Here is a 17,504-nt window from a genome sequence, read left to right on the forward strand (position 1 = left end):
ACGTGAGGTGCCCCATCATGATGCCTGCCCCCCGCCCCGGCACACCCTGCGGGCCCCACGCCCACCACGACACGAGCCCCCTTCGTGCCCCTGTGTCGGGGCGGGCGCCCCCTACCCACCGGCCACCCCCATGGCCCGCCACGACGGGAGAGAGGGCGGGGCGGCGGAACACGGCGGTGCGGCTAACCGCGCGCCGCGCCCGGGGACTCCGGGGTGGGGGACGCGGCCTCGCGCAGGTGGGTGACCAGGTCCTCCAGGGCGTCCCAGCCGGCGCCCGGCTCGGTCTCCGCGAAGGGGTAGTAGAAGGCGGCCCGGTCCAGCGGGCCGAGCTGGATCGGACGTATCGGCAGCGGTGGGCGGCGGGCGCGGGTGAGGCCGGCGGCCCGTACGTCCTCGCGTCCCACGGCGAAGCCCAGCACCGTGGGCGCCCCCTCCAACCAGGGCGGCACCGTCAGGTCGGCCCGGGCCGCGCGGCGCTGCACCAGCATCGAGACCAGGCCGTGCTCGGCCGCGAGTTCGGCGGCGAGATCGGCGAAGCGGGCCGGCGCCAACGCGTCCGCCACCTCGGCAGCGCCAGCCACCTCGGCATCGCCAGCCACCTCGGCATCGCCGGCCACCTCGACACCGTCGGCCACCTCGACACCGTCGGCCGAGGTGGCCCCCTCTCCCGGTGCGCGGTAGCCCAGCGTCAGGGTCAGCTCCTCCTCGACGCCGCCGGTGGTCAGCACCGTGCGCAGGGTCGCGACGGCCGGCCGGTCCGGGTCCCCGACGGCGATAGTCCAGGTCGGCGCGGGGGAGCGGTCCCGTACGAAGTCGGTCAACTCCGCCCGCGACCAGGGCTGTCCGGCCGGCTCGGCGGTGCCCCAGCCGTGTGGCGGCCCGCCCAGCAGGTGTCGCCAGGCGGCCTCCAGCGCCCCGCCGAGGAGCAGTTCGGCCTCGGCCGGCTTGCGGGTACGGATGGACAGGGCGAGCTGCGTCTCGCGGGCCGGCCCGTCCCCCGCCGCCTCCCCGGGCCCGGCCGCCGGCGCGGCGGTCCCTCCCGCCGTGAGGGCGCCTCCCGCCGTGAAGGCGGACGCGGTCGCGCCGGCCGGCATGAAGGCACCGTCGGACCAGCGCAGCTCCGTACCGGACAGGCCGTCGTAGTACCCGCTCGCCCCGTCGCCCACGACCCAGCGGTTCGGGGCGCCCGCCAGCGCGGCCCGGGTGGCCAGGGTCAGCCGGGCGGAGGCCGGGGTCACGAGTTGGAACCCGCGGTCGCTGTCCGCCGCGGCGCGCAGCGCCTCGGCGAGCCACGAGGTCATCGCCACCAGCGGTCGGTCCTGGATGACCACGGCCGCCCGGTCGCTCAGCACGTCGACGGCGGGCTGGGCGGCGGCGGGCCGCGCGGCGCCGGTCAGCCCGCTGACCGGCCGGCCGAGATCGGTGACGAACGCGTCGGCCGGCCAGACCCGGCCGCCCAGTTGGGACACCAGGCGGGAGGCGAGGACGCCGGCGAGCCGGTCGGAGCCCTGGCCCGCCGTGGCCGCCCTGACCTCCGTCCACCACACCGGCCCGTCCGCGCGGATGCCGAGCAGCCGGCTCACCTCACCGGGCACCCGGACCAGCGTGGGCGTCTCGACGGAGGCCAGCGGGCGGCCTTCGGCGTCGAAGAGTTGGATGACCGCGCCGTCGGCGGCCGTGCCCATGGTGACGTCGGGCCCGCCGGACAGCAGCCCGGTCAGCAGGCTCCAGGTGTCGGGCATGCGCTCGGTGAGCGCGATCACGTCCTTGGTCATGCGGCGATCACCTGTGCTCGTCCCCTTGCTCGTGCGCTGCGGACGCGTGGTCCCTGGCTGTGGTGGGCGGGGCGTGGGCCGTCTGGATCAGCCGGGGCGGTGCGCCGCGCCGTACCAACGTGCCCCGCCCGACGGGCTGGTCCTGGGCGTAGACGCCGGGGAAGAGCTGGCCTTCCGACCGGTCGCCGGTCATCACCAGGGCGGCCGTCCCGCTCTCGCGCAGCGTCATCAGGAACGGTTCGTACATCGCCCGCGAGGCGCCGGCCACGCGCCGCGTGATGACGAAGTGCAGCCCGATGTCGGGAGCGGACGGCAGGAACGGCAGGAACGGCTCCAACGGCTGCTGACCGGCCACCGCCAGCACGTCGTAGTCGTCCACGAGCACCACGATGCGCGGCCCGGTCGGATCGCTGGCGCCCGCCGCGAGCACCTCGGGCGCCAGCGCGTCGTCGGGCATGCGCCGGGCCAGCTCGGTGGCGATGGCACCGGAGAGACCGGCGGCCAGGTTGGTGTTGTACGCGTACCCGCCCCGGTACGCCTCGGGTATGAGGCTGTGCAGGCCGCGGCGCGGGTCGAGGACCGCGAAGACCACCTCGTCGTCGGTGTAGCGCTCCATGAGGCCGTGCGCGACGAGCCGCACCACGTTGGTCTTGCCGCACTCGCCGTCGCCGAGCACCAGCAGGTGCTGGTCCCGCCGGAACAGGTCGAGCAGCGCCGGCTGGAGCGCGTTCTGGTCGAGCCCCAGCGGCACCCGGCGCGGCTCGGCCTCCGGGCCCGGCAGCCGGTGGGCGCCGAGCTTGGCGGGCAGCACCCGCACGGGTGGCGCCGGCGGTCCTGACCAGGCGGCTCGGACGGCGCGCACCGCCTGCTCGGTCGCCGCGCCCAGTTCGTCGGCCGTGGCCAGCCCGTCGATGCGGGGCAGGGCCACCTGCGCGAAGAGCTTGGCGTCGGTCAGCGCCCGGCCCGGCTCGTCGGGGGTGAGCGTCTCGGCGAGGCGACGGCCCACCGTGCTGTCCGACGGGTCGTTCAGGCGCAGTTCGACGCGGGTGCCGAAGGCGGACTGGGCGGCGATGCGCACCTCGTTCCAGCGCAACATGCCGGCCACGACGTGGATGCCGTACCCGCTGCCCCGCTTGAGGAGTTCGACCACCGCGTCGTCCAACTCGTCGAACGCCTCCCGCAGCTCCCCGAAGCCGTCGATCACCAGCACGACGTCGGTGGAGCCGAGTTCGGGCAGTTCGCCCTGGGCGCGCAGCCGGCGCAGCTCGTCCACGGAGTCGATGCCGCGCTCGCGGAAGACGTCCTCGCGGGCCGTGAGCATCGCGCGGACCTCCTCCACCGTGCGGGCGGCGCGCTCGCGGTCCGAGCGCCCGGCGACGCCGCCGACGTGCGGCAGCCCCGCCATCGCCTGCAAACCACCGCCGACGAGGTCGAGGCCGTAGACGCCGACCTCCTGCGGGGTGTGGGTCAGGGCGAGGCCGAGGACCAGCGTGCGCAGCAGCGTCGTCTTGCCGGCCGCCGGGCCGCCGATGACGGCGGCGTGCCCGCCGGCGACGGTCAGGTCGAGCACCCACTGACCCTGCCACTGCCGCGCCGGGTCGTCCAGCAGCCCCAGCGGGACGCGCAGCGGACCGCCGGGCGGGCGCCCTGCCAGCCGCAGGCCCCGTGTCTCCGCCCGCACCGGGCCGGCCGTGGCGTCGAGCGTCAGCGCTTCCGGCAGCGGCGGCAGCCAGATCTGCTGGACCGGCGCGGCGGCCCCGGCGAGTTGGTCGACCATGGTCGACAGCAGGGTGGGGCCGACGGTGCGGCGCGGCGGCGGCGCGACCGGCGCCCCGCCGCCCTCCTCACCGTCCCCGGCCTCGCTGCCGCGCGCGGCGAGCGTGTTGTACGTGGGGTAGGGCAGCGCGGTCGGCCCCGCGTCCGCGTCCGTGTCGAGCCGGGCGGGGCCGCGGTACGGGCCCGAGACGTACCCGGCCTTGAACCGGTCGTACGCGCTCGTGTCCACCTTGAGGTAGCCGAAGCCGGGGATGGGCGGCAGGTGGAAGGCGTCGGCGGTGTCCAGGACCGTGCGCGACTCGTCCGGCGAGAAGGTACGCAGGCCGAGCCGGTACGACAGGTAGGTGTCCAGGCCCTTCAGCTTGCCGCCCTCGATGCGCTGGCTGGACAGCAGCAGGTGCACGCCGATGGAACGGCCGATGCGGCCGATGGACAGGAAGAGGTCGATGAAGTCCGGCTTCGCGGTGAGCAGTTCGCCGAACTCGTCGATGACCACGAACAGGTGCGGCAGCGGGTCGAGGCCCAGCTCGGGGCGCTGCGCGCGGGTGGCCGCGTACGTGGAGATGTCCGCGATGTTCCCCGCGTCCTTGAGCACCTGCTGCCGCCGCTTCACCTCGCCCGACAGGCTGGCGTGCACGCGCTCCACCAGGCCGGCCTTGTTCTCCAGGTTGGTGATGACGCCGGCGACGTGCGGCAGCGACGCGAAGGGGGCGAAGGTGGCGCCGCCCTTGTAGTCCACGAGGACCATCGCCAGGTCGTCCGGCGGGTGGGTGGCGACGAGCGCCAGCACCAGGGTGCGCAGCAGTTCGCTCTTGCCGGAGCCGGTGGCGCCCACGCACAACCCGTGCGGCCCCATGCCCAGTTCGGCCGACTCCTTGAGGTCGAGGAGCACCGGCTCGTGGGCGTCGCTGAGCCCGATCGGCACCCGCAGGAAGTTCTGGTCCCGGCGTGGCGTCCACAGCCTGGGGATGTCCAGCGCGGCCGGGTCCGGGACGCCGATCAGCTCGGGGAAGTCCACCGGCCCGGACAGCGGGGTGCCCGACGCGGCGGACTCGGCCGACAGCCGCAGCGGGGCGAGCGAGCGGGCCAGGCCCATCCCGCCGGCCGCGGTCACCTCGTCCAACGTGCCGGTCACCGTGGTCGGCGTCTCCCCGCGCAGGTCCTCCACGGTCACGGTGTGCCCGTCGTCGCCGACGGTGACGCGTACGGAGACCTGTCCCGGCTCGTCCACCCGGCGGGCCAGCAGGTGCAGCGCGGTGACGCCCATGTCGGGCAGCGAGACCGCCTCGTCCGGGCGGGGCGGCTCGTGGGCCGTCGCCCCGTGCGTGTCGTGGATGAGCAGCAACCGCTTGCCCAGCCGCAGCGCCTCCCGCCCGGCGAGGCCGCGCCGCACCTCCGCCGCGTACCCGGCCCGCTGCCGCAGCTCGCCGGTGAGCGCCGCGGCCAGCGCGCGCGGCGAGGACGCGATGCGCCGGGCGTGCACCGGGCCGTCCCACTCCTGCGGGTCCAGGAAGTGCGGCAGCCACTTGGCCCACGCCCAGTCGTCGAGCCGCTCCTCGGGAGCCGCCAACGCGAACGCCACGTCGTCCGGCGCGTGCAACACCGCCACCTGCACGGCGATGGTCCGCGCGATCCGCAGCACCTGGGCGCGCTCCCCGATCACGCTCACGTTGCCCGCCCGGTCCAGCGGCACGGTCAGCGGCGCCTCGGGCACGGAGGCGAACCGCTCCTGGAGCCCGGCCGCCTCGTTGAGCATGAACGGGTCCGGCGGGGACAGCACGCTGCCACTCTGCTCCTCCATGACCAGCGCCCGCACCGGCGCCTGCCCGGTGCCGAGACGCACGTCGAGGAAGTCCCGGTCGAGCCGCCGCCGCTCCCACCGCCTGGCCGGGTCGTTCACCAGGTCGTACAGCGCCTCGGGCGGCGGCGCCAGCACCCGCGCCGCGGCCCGCAGCTCGCGGTTCTCCCGGCTCAGCTCCTCCCGCAGCCCCTCCAGGTACTCCAGGTACCGCTCGCGCTGCGTGCGCCGGGTGCGCTGGGCCCGCCCCCGCTGCGAGAACAACAGGAACACACCGCCGATCACGGCCACCACCAGCACCACCGCCCCGATCGCGGCGAACTGGCTGTTGCGCACCACCGTCATCATCACCACGGAGCTGAGCACACCCGCCATCGGCAGCAGCGACGTCGCCACCGACCCGGCCTGGCCCTCCGGCAGGTTGGGCGGCGGCTCGATGCGCCGCTCGGCCGGCGCGGGCAGCGGGCGCGTGGTCCGCGCCGGCCGGTGCACGACACGTACGCTCATCGTCGCCGCTCCCGTGCCATGGACCGCTCCAACACGGTCGCGGCGAGCCGCGCCGTGGCCTCCACGGTCCGCTGCGCCAGCATCCGGGTGCGCACCTCACCGCCCGGCGCCAGATGCCGGTCGTACGGCAGCGCCACCACCCGCGCGCCGCCGGCCTCCAACCGCTCGACGGCCCTGCCCACCTTCAGGCTGTCGTGCGGCACCGTGTGGTTGAGGACGACCACGGTGGTGGGCAGCATGCTGCGGTGCAGCCCGCCGACCCAGTCGAGCACGGCCCGCGTCGCCGCGACCCCCTCCACCGTCGCGGGCGTCACCAACACCCGGGCCTGCGTGGTCGTCAGCGCCGTACGGGCCACCGTGGCCGGCAGCGTCTCGCAGTCCACGACCGTCGTCCCGAAGTAACGCCGCACGGAGGTCATCACGGTCCGGTACGTGTCGACGTCGAGCTGGGCCCCCACCGCCCCCTGGCTCCCCGGCAGCAGCCAACCGCCGCTCGCGTGCGGTACCAGGTAGCCGGTGAGGTCGGTGATCCGCATCGAGGGGTCCACGATCCGGGCCAGGTCGGCACAGGTCCAGCGCACCTCCGACGCGCCCAGCCGCCGCGGCAGCGTGCCAAGCGCCGGATCGGCCTCCACCGCCAGCACGGGATCGGCCCGGTAGTGCGCGTACGTGAGCGCCAGAAGGGCGGCCACGGTGGACTTCCCGCTGCCCCCGCGGATGCTGGTCACGGCGATCTGCCGGCCGGTGGTCACCGGCTGCTGGATGGCGCGCACCGCCTCCGTCAACGCGGCGCTCTCCCGGGCGGCCGACGACACCAGACGCACCAACGCCCGCCCCGCGCGCCGAGCCGGCCCCTCGCCGCGCCGCACCGGCCCCTCGGCGCCGGCCAGTTCGGGCGGCACCAGGGGCACGGACTCGGGCGTGACCAGGGGCCGCGCGTCGGCGTACGGGGCCGGGGGCCCGGTCGGGGCGGGCTGGCCCGGGGCGTGCCCCGGTTGGCCCCCGGCCGGCCCCGGCTGGCCCGCGACCGGTCCCGGCTGCCCTGGGGCCTGCCCCGGCTGGCTTGGAGCCGGCCCCGGCTGCTCTGGGGCGCGTCCCGGGTGACCCGGAGCCGCCGGTTCCACGGCGGGAATCGCCTCGCGCGGCCGGGCATCCTCGGGCTCACCCCGCGCCGGCGGCTCCGCCGCACCCGCTCGCGCCGAGGCGACGTCGCCCGTTGCCGGCACGGCCGGGCCCGCCGTCCCGGGACGCTCGGACTCGGGTCGCCCGCCGTCGCGTTGGGCCGCCTCCACCGGAGCCGCCACGGGCGGCACGCCGCCTCGCGGGCCGCCCAACTCCCGGAACACCTCGTGTTGCCAGTCCCCCTGCGCCGCCGCCATAGCCCCTTCTCAGAACGTGCTTCACAGCGTGTCCCACACCGTGCTTCACCACGTGCCTCAGAACGTGTCCAACAGCCGCCCGTACACGTCGAACGCCCCGATGGCCACGGGTATGAGCACGACGACGCCCACCGCCTCCACCAGATTCGCCAACCTCCGCAGCCGTACCCGCACATGATCCGGCGGACGCACCGCGAGCACGACGAGCGGCACCAGGGCCGCGCCCGCCAGGGCCAGCAGCGGATACGTCGTACCGCGCTCGGCCCACAGCACCAGCAGGCGCGTCACCAGCACCACGGCGGCGGCCTGGAGCACCACCACCTCCACGCCGAGCGGAAAGGCCCGGGCCCGCGAGAGCAGCACGACACCGAGCAGGGCGGCCACCCCCACCGTCCACGCGTCGGCGTGCTCGACCGCCAGCCAGCCTCCCGCCGCGGCCGAAACCGCGGCAGTCACCGTGGCCAACGCCAGCCCGCGATGCGTGGCCGCCAGCGCCACGTCCACCCCGTGCCGACTCACCGACGCGCCCTGCGCCCGCTGGTCGTCCAGGCGCGTCAGCCCGGCCCCCATCAGCGCGAGCCGCGGCAGCAGCCCCAACGACAACACGGACCCGACACCCAGCACCACACCGACCCGGTACCCGTCCGTGAGCGCCCAGCCCAGCTCCCAACCCCCCACGGCGGCGGCCACCGCCCCGGCACCCACCAGCGCGCCCCGCCCCATCGGCGTACTCAGCCCGAGCAGCGCCAGCGTCCCCACCACCGCGCTCCCGACGGCTATCAGCCGCACGTCATGCGCCCCGGACGAACTGGTCACGGTCCAGGCCCCGAACACCCCGAGCCCGCCGGCCAGCAACACCAGCACCGTCCCGACCGGCCGCGCGACCCACCGCGCCACGGGCGCCCCCACGGCCGCGGCCACCAACGCGCCCACCACGAGCGGGACACCCGTCTCGTCGGCGCCCAGCCAGTGCCGCGCGTACGCGGCGGCGACCAGGGCCAGCACCAGGTGCGCGGCCCCCGCCGCCCACACCCGGGTGCGCTCGTCCCAACGCCACCCGCGCACGTCGAGATCGTCCGCCGTCTCGTCACTCACGTCGTGCACCACCGGCGCGGCGGGCGTCTCCACCTCCCGCACCAGCCGCACCACGGCGCCGTCCGGCACCCCCAACGAGGCCAACGTGTCGTCCTGCGCCAGCACCGCCCCGTTGGCGAGGACGAGCCGCCGCAACATCGGCTCCCTGCCCGGCCGGTCTCCCACCATCTCGATGATGCTCGGCAACAGTTCGCCGACCGGCTCGTCCGCCGGCAGCAGCATGTCGATCCGCCGCCGCCCACCGACCAGCGTCACGCGACTGAGCCCCGCCCGCCGCTCCGTGGACGTCACCACGACGCACCCACCCGGACCACCGGCCCCCACGCCAGCCGCTCCCCGTCAACGACCGCGACCGACACCGCCCGCGGCGCTTCCCGTTTCTCCTTCTCCCGCTCCTGGTCGGCCAACTTGTCCGAGATGAACGACCACCCCACACACCCGGCACACACGACGGCAGCCAGCGCGATCCCCCCGAGGATCTTCCCCACGTTCTCGTCGAGCGACCGCCGCGACCGCTGCGCCCCGAACAACGCCGCATCCCGCAACCGCCGCCGCCGCACGGCCACCGACTCCAGCAACTGACTGTCGTAGTCCCGCGCCAAGGCTCCCCTCCCTCACGCTCCGTGCTGCACTGCCTACACCTTACGGGGTGGGTGTGACAGTCGGCGGGGGGAGTGGTGGTTGGGTGGGGGCATCGTGGGGTGAGCTGCGGCGATGGTGGCCGCCGTGGCGCGGGCGGTGAGTAGTCGCGATGCGGCGGGCAGTTGGCGCCACGGCGATCAGTGACGGTGCGTACGCGCGAGGCGCCTGCCCCTCGGCCGGCATCTCACAGTGGCTGCCGCCGGGGAGGCGCTTCCGCACCAAAGCCCTGCGGCCAGCGCTCCCTTCATTTTCTTCACCCGAGCACCCAAACGGCGTTTCCACTTCATCGCCCGCCCTGAGACAATGCACATACGTAGCGTCGTGGCACCGTACGGCTGGAGATCGAGCGTTTACCTGTCGCTACACCCAGCGCTCCCTCAGGACGGGCAAGTAGCAGAGCTTCATAGGCCGCTCCCCTGATCACACGATCCGTCGCCTACATCTTATCCGTCAGATTCGGGCCAAAACCGTCGCCATCGAGATCAGGCTTCGCGATCTCGTAACCCTCGGCCACTCCGAAATAGGTGGGCTCGCCAGGCATGGCCGCCACACCAAACAAGCCGTCGATCTCCTCCAGCGCAGCGGCAAGACGCGGGGCATTGCGTTGATGCAATACGGGGTGAGGCCGCCCGAAATAGTCGTGAGTCATCCACACGTCATGAAACACTGCGATCTCGATCGAAAGGCCGGTGGGGTCAGGAGAAGTGATGAGTTCGATGAGATTGCTCTCAGGGTGCGCAGTTCCCTCCTCATCGATCCATTCTCCATACCCATGAATCGTGATGTCCCCGACCTCTCCTCCAGAGATGCCGACCGGTCGGGCACCCTCGATACGTTCGGCCACGGACTGAGCAGCAACGGGCAACTTGAGGGCGAGCTGCGAGGAGAACCCAGTCCCGCCCCCCGCTTCCGCATACCAGTCGAAAGACAGAGCGTGCGGGGTGTGGAGGCGCCATTTCCCAAGCACGCGCATTACACGCTCCGCAACCACAAGGGCATTCTCCACCCCTGGCGGAGCATATTTCTTCAACTCCCACACCCATGCACCGCAGTGTTCCGGAGCGCGCATCAACCAGGCCATAAATCCTCCTTACGGAAACAACTTGCTGTTGGGCGGCACGGTGACGTACCCATCCTGGAAGCGTAGATGGAATACGATATCCGACCTCTTGGAGAAGTGCGCGATATCTGCCATATGCTCCGCCGTGAACGCAGCACGCCCCGAATGCACATCTAGAATGGCAATCTTGTGCGGCAGTTCTCCACCCAACTGAGACCGGGCGATTTTTTTCGCGGCACTGCGAATGCCGTCCACGCTCTGCACGCCCTTGAGTTGATAGCCGTAATCGATCGATCCATCAGCCGTGCGGGCGTACACGTCCAAATCCAATTTGTCGCCCGGCAATTTATTCTCGAAACCCAACCGCTCAACCCTCACCCCGTTGCGCTCAAGGTCAACGGCGTGATGGAGAGCCATATGCACGGCCTCTTGCTCTTGCTTGTTCTTTATATCAAAAAGCACCTGCTTGAAGCCCTCAACCTCGGCGAAGCGGCCCGAGCTAACGATCTCCGCGATGCTAGCCCCGTAATCCGACTTGCGCAGTTGGGTGAGAATGCGCTGTTGATCTTGCAGGGGTACCTTCGCGCGATTGAGCTGATCCGTCACGCCCGCCTCAGCCTCCGGCCTCATCGGACCGCTCTGATGAGGTACGCGGTCGGCCAGCCCCGGAGCCCCTTCACGGCCCGACGGCGCCTCGCCGTGCCCCTCGGGGGGGCGCTCAGAGACGCCCGCGCCGTCTCCACCCCCCTCATCCGCCGCCCCACCCGGCACACCCGACTCCGCCTCATCCCCAACCCGCCCCACAGGCTCCCCAGCCCCAGCCTCGGGCCCACGCCCGCCGCCGGACTCCGGCAGGTCGCGTCCAGCGCCACCCGTGCCCGGCAGCTCACCACTACCCCCACCCGGCACCTCACGCCCAGGTCCGCCACCCGGCCCCGCGTCAGGCCGTGATCCCGGCCCGACATCCGGTCGCGAGCCCGGGCCGTCACCCGGCCGCACGCCAGGCCCGTCACCCGGGCCGGAGCCAGGCCCACGGCCAGGACCCGAACCAGGACCGTCCCCAGGCCCGTCCCCAGGCCCGTTGCCCGGGCCGGAACCGCCACCGCCCGGCCCGTCTCCGCCCGCATGCGCCACCGGGCTCATCGGCGGCCGGTCACCCACCGCGCCCGTACCCGGACCCGTACCGCCCCGCGACACATCGTCGCCCACGCGCCCCACATCACCGCCGGCGCGCGACGCGTCATCGCCCACGCGCCCCACATCACTGCCGACCCGCGACGCGTCGTCCCCCACCCGGGCCACGTCGTCCCCACCACGCGCACCCACCACAACCAGTTCGCGCTCGGGCACCCGCACACCAGCCGCCTCGTCGGGTGAACGGCCCAGCGGAGCGCCGTCCCCCGTACGCGAGCCCGCTCCGGGACCAGCGGCGTCCAACGCCGCGCGGTCGTTCGCGCTCAGTTCGTGCTGTATCTGATCACGGGACTGCTTCACCGTGCCGTCGCCGTGGAGTAGCGTGCCGTCCTTGCATAGGTACTCACCCTCCGGTGTGAGAATCGCGCCCTCCGGCACGTCCAGCCGCGGCACACCGTTCGGCAGTTCCACGCCCGACTTGCCCGGGGGCAGCTCCGGCGGGTTCGGGCTCGCCGGGTCGAAGACCTGGCCGTCGGGGAGGCGGATGCTGCCGTCGGGCAGGTCGACGCCCTTGACCGTCGTCAGGCCCGTCAGGCTCGCCGTCACGTCGCCGATCCTCGGCATCTTGCCGAGCCCGGCCGCACCGGCCTTGACGATGTACGTCATGGGGTCCACGGCGCGGCCCACCTTGCCCGCCGTCGCCGCGATCTTCCCCGCCGTACCGGTCTTCGTCGCCGCGCCGGCGCCGCCCGTCGCGACGGTCGTCACGACGTTGAAGCCGACGAGGCCCGCCGCCTTGCCCGGGTTCTTGCGCCACTCGTCCCAGGCCACCATGGACTTGCCGACTTCCTTGGTGGTCTTGAGGCTGTCGCGGGCCCAGTTCTTGACGCCGCCCTCCGGCAACAGGTCGTACGCGATCAACCCGCCGGGGACCGTCAGGATCGCGAGCCCCGTGGCGAGTTGGCCAAGACCCTTCCAGGACTGCTTGAACGTCTCCCAGCCCTGGAGGCCGACAAGGCCGCCGAGCCCCTTGAGCGTTCCCCACACGCCCTCGACGATGAAACCGTCCCACACGAAGCTCTTGGCCCAGTGCCCGATCTCCCAGGCGTGGTGCTTCTCCTCGACGGCCTTGCCCCAGGGGGTCTCGCCCGCCTTCTTCATGTCGTCGACGCTGTAGCCGTACATGTTCTTGCCGCCGGAACCGTCGTCTTCCCGCCACACGGTGCCGCCGTTGACCAGACTGGTGATCTTGTTGGCCGCGGCGCGTTCGGCGGCCCAGAACTGGGCGACGGTCGCGGACACGTCCTTGACCAGGTCGTTGTTCTTGTCGACCTTGTCGCCGTCGTACTGCCAGTCGTCGTCGTCCTCGATGTCCTCGACGAAGGCCACGGCCTCGGCCCGGAGCCGGTCGAGCTTCTCCTTGATCGGGCGGACCTCGGTGGCGTACCCCTCCAACGCCGAGGCCACCGCGGTCAGGTCGTCCGCGAACCGGTCGGCGGTGTCCCGCACCGGCTGGGTGGTGGCGAAGAGTTGGTCGGCCTCCGGCGCCTTGTAGAAGGACGAGAGCTTCTGGAACTCGGTGTGCGTGTCCGCACCCGTCTTCCGCACCTTGCTCGCGTCCCCGCGCAGGCCCGCGATGTGCTTCTCCAGCTCCGGCAGGTTCCCCGTGAACGTCGGGATGCCTGACGGGTCGATCCGGTCCGGCGTGTCACCCATGACGACCCCCCACCTACTTCTTCTTCTCCCCCGTGGGCTTGCCGAAGTCCGGATCGGGTGCCTTGCGGGCCTCCCGCTGGGCGTCGGCAGCCATCTGTAAGTTCCCGTTCATGTACGCGGTCGTCGCCTCGCTCGCTCCCTGTACGGACTTCGCGGAGCGCGCCGCGACGAACCGCAGGTCCTTCTCCGCGTGCGGGGCGAACTCGGAGAGCGCCAGACCCACCAGGCCCGCCTCCGGCTTCTCGCCACCCATGGCGAGCGTGCCCGCGTCGGTCGCCGCGCCCTTCAGGTGCTCACCGAACGCCTTCGCCTGCGCCTGCAGCTCCTTGGCGATCTTGACCGTGTCCTGCAGTGTCCGTCCGATGTCCGGCGGCTGTAGGTCCCAGCCCGTCATCGACTGCCTCCCCCACCATCTGTGTGCTGCCCGCACCCCACACCAGGGTGTACGGATGCCACCGCGCTACCGCTCGCCCGAGGGGGCGCACCGGCGCGCGCTACGTACCGCTGTCCGCCCCGCACGGCCCCGCCCTGCGGGCCTGCCGGCCCGCGCGCCGGGTTCCGCGCGGTCGGGTGGCCGTGCTCGACGCGCGGACTCAGCCGATGCCGTCCACGGCCGACTTGGCTCGACTCAGGGCCGACTGTGCCGTGCCGTCGTTCTTCTCCAGCGTCGTACGAACGAGCCGGATGATCTCCCGCACCTCGCTCGCCGAACGGTTCCAGCGCTGCTCGGCAGCGTGGTACTGATCGGAGACGCCATCCGCCTGGAAGTCGGCCATCGCGGCCTTGACCTGGCGGTCCCGGTCGGTGATGACGGCCTCCAGCCGGGCCACGATGCTGCCCAGGCTCCCCTGCACCTCGCTGGAGGCGCCGCCGTCGTAGCTGTTGCGGTCAGAATTCGCGCCCATGGTGCTCCCCCTCAGTTGCGTCTGGCTGCGGCTGCCGGGTGGTGTGCGCCGGCTCAGCGACCGCCGAAGCGCGCCGCGTCGAAGTTGGCCGAGGCCATCGACTGGTTGGCGTTCTCGGCCGCCTCCTGGTCACCGGAGGTGAACGCCTTGTCCATACCGGTCTGACCGCCGAGGATCTTGGCGAGCGCGGCGTTCAGCCCCGCGGTGACCTCGTCCGACCGCGCCTTGAACTGGTCGAACGCCGCCTTGCCCTGCCCGTTGAACTTGCCCTCCAGCGGCTGCGCCGCGTCGACCAGTTGCCTGATCAGGCCGCCGAGATCGTCCGACGAGTAGCGCGACTGGCTCGTCAGCGTGGAGAGTGTCTGGCTGCCCATGTCGAACTTCATGCCCACTGGTAACCCCTCCCGTACGGTCTCCGCCCCCACCGACGGACACGCCCCGTTGATCACCTGCCGCGACGATACAACGACAGTGTGCTGATCCGAGTACACAGTGCCGCACCGCCGTGGTGCAACGTGTATCGAACACCTGAGACACAACACATACATACGGGGAGCGGCAACACCCCTGTCTACCAGGGCGGTTGAAGATTCAAGGGTGGCTGGATCGCACTCCGGGGCGCATATGAGTGTGCCCTGCCCCCTCCTCCGGCCCCAGCGCCGGCCGAGCGGCAGCTTCGGCGCCCCGTTCACAGGCTTACCCCGCCCCGTTTCCCACCCCCGCCACCGGCGCCAACGTCAGCAACCCGCACCCGTATGCCTTGGCCGGGCCGATGCCGCCGAGGAGACGGGCGGTGAGGGCCTCGGGGTCGGTGACGCGGAGGTGGCCCTCGAAGGTGGCGCTGTGGAAGGTGACGTGGGCGCCCTGGCCGCCCTTGAGGAAGGAGTGGCGGTGGCGGGCCGTGATGCGGACCTCGTGGGCGTCGGAGGCGTGCTCGTTCGTGGCCTCGGTGGCGGGTGGGGCGTCCGGGGTGAGGCCGGGGGCCGCGAGGTCGGTGCGGGACTTGGGTACCTCGAAGCCCCAGCGTTCTGCGCGGTCGAGGAACCAGCCCAGTTGGGCCGCCGCGGTGCGGTGGGCCAGGCGGAAGCCGCGGGGCTTCTTGCCCTCGGGGAGCTCGGCCAGGCGGTCGGCCTGGGCGGGGGTGAGGGCGAGGGGCGTCGTGGTGTTCTGGACCGGGTTGGCGGTCAGCCGGAACGCGTACTCGCGGCCGGTGGCGATGTGGGCGAGGAGCGGGGCGTAGTCGCGTACGAGCGCGTGCTCGCCGTCCGCCTCCGGCCAGCCGGCCCGCTCGATCACGTGCGTCCAGTCGGGTTTGGATGGGGTGAGGACGATGAGGTGGGGCCGGCGCGGGTTGTCCGCGTCCAGGCGCCACAACACGCGCTCGTCCGACTCGCCCGGCAGGCCGCCTTGCACCGCTCCGTGCATGGCGCGGGGGCTGGCCAGCAGGCGGCGGCTCTCCGCCCGCAGCGGGTTGATGCGTACGCGGGAGAGGTAGGTCATCGCAGGTCACCTGTCCAGCAGGGCGAACGGGTCGTGCCCGGCGTCGTCGTGGGCGGCGGGGTCGGCATCGGGCTCGGGGTCGGGGTGGGAACCAGGGTCGGGTTCGAGGTCGGCTTTCGGGAATCCGGTGGGAATCTCCCACCAGTCGCGACACACCCGTCGGGTGGTGAAGCGGCGGGCGTGTGGGTCGAAGGAGACCGGGGCGTCGCGGAGCTCGTCGTCGCCCTCGGGGCTCTCCACGGTCACGGACACGTCGGTGGTCGCCGTGTAGACGGGGCGGTTGACGCCCCGTTCGCGGCCGATCCGTGCGGCGTGCTGCATCCGAGCCCGCTTCGACGCCAGCCATGGCTCTTCCCGTATCACCCGCGCCAACTCCCCTTCCCGCAAGCCGAGCGCCAGTGGCTGGGTGGGTGGGCAGGAGCGGCGGCCCAGGGCCAGCGGGAACGCGGGGGCGCGGACGGCCGCGTCGAGGCGTTCGAGCAGGTCTCGGGGGCCGGCCAGGGCGGCCAGGAACGTCGCGTCCTGCAGGTAGTAACGGCTGGTCACGTGCGTGTACTTGGCCGGCTGCGTGGGCCGCTGCACGCCCTTGGCCGAGACGCCGGACTGGGGCAGCGGGCGGCCCCGGTAGTCGGAGACGGTGTGGTAGTCGCGCAGCAGCGTGCCGGGCACGTCGACGCGTACGCCCAGGCGCAGGTCGAGCAGGTCGCCCAGCGGCTCGTCGCGGTCGCGGCCCATGGCGGCGGCCAGCAGGCCGATCACGCCGGACTTGGTGGGTTCGGAGTGTGTGTCGCGGCGGTTGTTGGCGGTGACGTGGTAGCCCCAGGCTTGCAGCGGGCCCGCGAGGCGCAACAGCAGGACGGCTGGCTCGCCGGCGGCGTCGGGGGGCGTGGCGGCGGCGTGCGCGGGGTCGGGGACCGTCATCGGGCGGCCGGAACGCTGGGGGCGACGAGGGAGGTCAGGTGCTCGCCCAGGCCGGTGAGGAGTCGCGGGAAGGTCACCGCGTCGCCGAAGGCTTTTCGGATGGCGCTCCCCGTGTCGGAGGTCTCGTCGAACGCGTGGCACACGGCGGTGTGGTCGGGGGCGTCGCCCCACTGGTTGACCGCTTCGGTGTGTTCCTTCGCCAGCCGCCGCGCCGACTTGGCCGCGATGCCCGCGTCCGGCGCGATGGGTTCCTCGAAGGCGGAGACCAGGTTGACCGGCTGGTCGGAACGGACCACGACGGCCACCAGGCTGGGCAGCGTGCGGTGGGCGAAGGAGTTGCCGTAACCGCTGGGTACGGAGCGGGCGAACGAGGTGACGAACGACTGCACGCCCTTGATCGCGTCCTCGTCGGTGTCCAGGTTGTGCCGGAGCTGGTGCAGCCCGACGCTGGCGTACCGGTAGAGGGTGGCGGAGTTGAAGCCGATGGTGCCGATCATGCCGGCGCCCGTCTCCTGGCCCTTGCGCGCCTCGTCGTCCACGGCCGTGAAGTAGTCGAATTCCAGCTCCACGGCGTGCGTGGACAGCGCGTGCGCGACCTGCACGGCGGCGTCCACGCGCAGCGCCGGGATGTCGGCGACCATGCGCCCGAAGAGCGCCACGTCCAGCGGGTGTCCCGAGGTGAACACCTCCTGGATCGGCAGCTTCTCCATCTCGGCGGCCAGCGCCTTGTCACCCAGGCCGACCAGCTCGGCGGCCCGGTCCCGGACGAGCGCGGCGACGGCGTCGAGCTGGCGGTGCCCGTAGAAGAAGAGGTACGCCGTGTCGCCCTCCTTCTTGCCCGCACGGATCTTCAACGGGGCCAGCAGCGCCGTGGCGAGGCGCGCGGCGCCCTCGTCGTCCAGCCCGGTGGTGTCACCGATGCGAGCGGCGAGCGCGGCGGCGACGCGGCGGGTGCGCGTCGCCTGGTCCTGGTCGGGCTCGCGGTGGTCGGTGAAGTGCAGGCGCGTGGCGCGCTTCCACGCCTGCGACGAGACGCGGGAGCGGCGCACCCCGCCGAAGAACGCCTCCTTGGGGTTCCCCTGGTCGTCACGGTTGAGGTTGGCCGGGGGGACGGTCTGCAGGATGTGTACGTCGACGTACGCGCGGGGAGCGGGCAGCTCCACGGGACCTCCAGGGGTCGGGTAGGGGGCCGGACGGTTCTTCCGGCTTGGTGAGTAAGCGGGTCTGTGGGTGGGGTGGCGGGCGCGTGCCCGGTGGCGGGCGCGTGCCCGGTGGCGGGGGCGTACCCGGTGGCGG

At 72.8% G+C, this 17,504-nt stretch carries 13 protein-coding genes; all 13 read right to left on the reverse strand.

Annotated features, from left to right (window positions below; genetic code table 11):
- Positions 1-182 precede the first annotated feature (182 nt).
- On the reverse strand, positions 183-1,775 hold the full coding sequence (locus tag H7H31_RS15250; protein WP_187060977.1) for a DUF6177 family protein: 1,593 nt from the start codon (positions 1,773-1,775) through the stop codon (positions 183-185).
- Between the two features lie 7 nt (positions 1,776-1,782).
- Positions 1,783-5,856, reverse strand: a complete 4,074-nt coding sequence (gene eccCa / locus H7H31_RS15255; RefSeq protein WP_187060978.1) for a type VII secretion protein EccCa — start codon at positions 5,854-5,856, stop codon at positions 1,783-1,785.
- Positions 5,853-6,767, reverse strand: a complete 915-nt coding sequence (locus H7H31_RS15260) for a nucleotide-binding protein (protein WP_232109870.1) — start codon at positions 6,765-6,767, stop codon at positions 5,853-5,855. Before H7H31_RS15260 ends, eccCa begins: the two co-directional genes overlap by 4 nt.
- Before the next feature lie 525 nt (positions 6,768-7,292).
- Entirely contained in the window at positions 7,293-8,624 is a 1,332-nt protein-coding gene (locus H7H31_RS15265; protein WP_269475452.1) for an EsaB/YukD family protein, read from the reverse strand.
- A complete protein-coding gene (locus H7H31_RS15270) occupies positions 8,618-8,932 on the reverse strand; it encodes a hypothetical protein (protein ID WP_232109871.1) in 315 nt (104 codons plus the stop codon). Before H7H31_RS15270 ends, H7H31_RS15265 begins: the two co-directional genes overlap by 7 nt.
- 476 nt (positions 8,933-9,408) lie before the next feature.
- Positions 9,409-10,053, reverse strand: coding sequence for a hypothetical protein (locus H7H31_RS15275; RefSeq protein ID WP_187059654.1), 645 nt, complete (start codon positions 10,051-10,053; stop codon positions 9,409-9,411).
- Between the two features lie 9 nt (positions 10,054-10,062).
- Positions 10,063-12,882 carry a hypothetical protein gene (locus tag H7H31_RS15280; RefSeq protein ID WP_187117935.1) on the reverse strand — a complete coding sequence of 940 codons (2,820 nt, stop codon included), beginning with the start codon at positions 12,880-12,882 and terminating at the stop codon, positions 10,063-10,065.
- Positions 12,883-12,895: 13 nt separating this feature from the next.
- Positions 12,896-13,276 (reverse strand): DUF6507 family protein, encoded by a 381-nt coding sequence (locus H7H31_RS15285; protein ID WP_187060030.1) that lies wholly within the window; start codon positions 13,274-13,276, stop codon positions 12,896-12,898.
- Between the two features lie 199 nt (positions 13,277-13,475).
- Entirely contained in the window at positions 13,476-13,787 is a 312-nt protein-coding gene (locus tag H7H31_RS15290) for a pore-forming ESAT-6 family protein (protein ID WP_176163074.1), read from the reverse strand.
- A 53-nt stretch (positions 13,788-13,840) separates the two neighbouring features.
- Positions 13,841-14,173: a hypothetical protein gene (locus H7H31_RS15295; protein WP_176163073.1), complete on the reverse strand. Its 333-nt coding sequence runs from the start codon at positions 14,171-14,173 to the stop codon at positions 13,841-13,843.
- A gap of 310 nt (positions 14,174-14,483) precedes the next feature.
- Positions 14,484-15,287 (reverse strand): type I-E CRISPR-associated protein Cas6/Cse3/CasE, encoded by an 804-nt coding sequence (gene cas6e / locus H7H31_RS15300; protein ID WP_187117936.1) that lies wholly within the window; start codon positions 15,285-15,287, stop codon positions 14,484-14,486.
- Between the two features lie 6 nt (positions 15,288-15,293).
- Positions 15,294-16,208, reverse strand: a complete 915-nt coding sequence (cas5e, locus tag H7H31_RS15305) for a type I-E CRISPR-associated protein Cas5/CasD (RefSeq protein ID WP_187062550.1) — start codon at positions 16,206-16,208, stop codon at positions 15,294-15,296.
- A complete protein-coding gene (gene cas7e, locus H7H31_RS15310) occupies positions 16,205-17,365 on the reverse strand; it encodes a type I-E CRISPR-associated protein Cas7/Cse4/CasC (RefSeq protein ID WP_187062557.1) in 1,161 nt (386 codons plus the stop codon). The genes cas5e and cas7e overlap by 4 nt, the downstream gene beginning before the upstream one ends.
- Between the last annotated feature and the right edge of the window lie 139 nt (positions 17,366-17,504).

The sequence above is a fragment of the Streptomyces buecherae genome, from assembly GCF_014295035.1.
In the GTDB taxonomy this organism is placed as follows: domain Bacteria; phylum Actinomycetota; class Actinomycetes; order Streptomycetales; family Streptomycetaceae; genus Streptomyces; species Streptomyces youssoufiensis.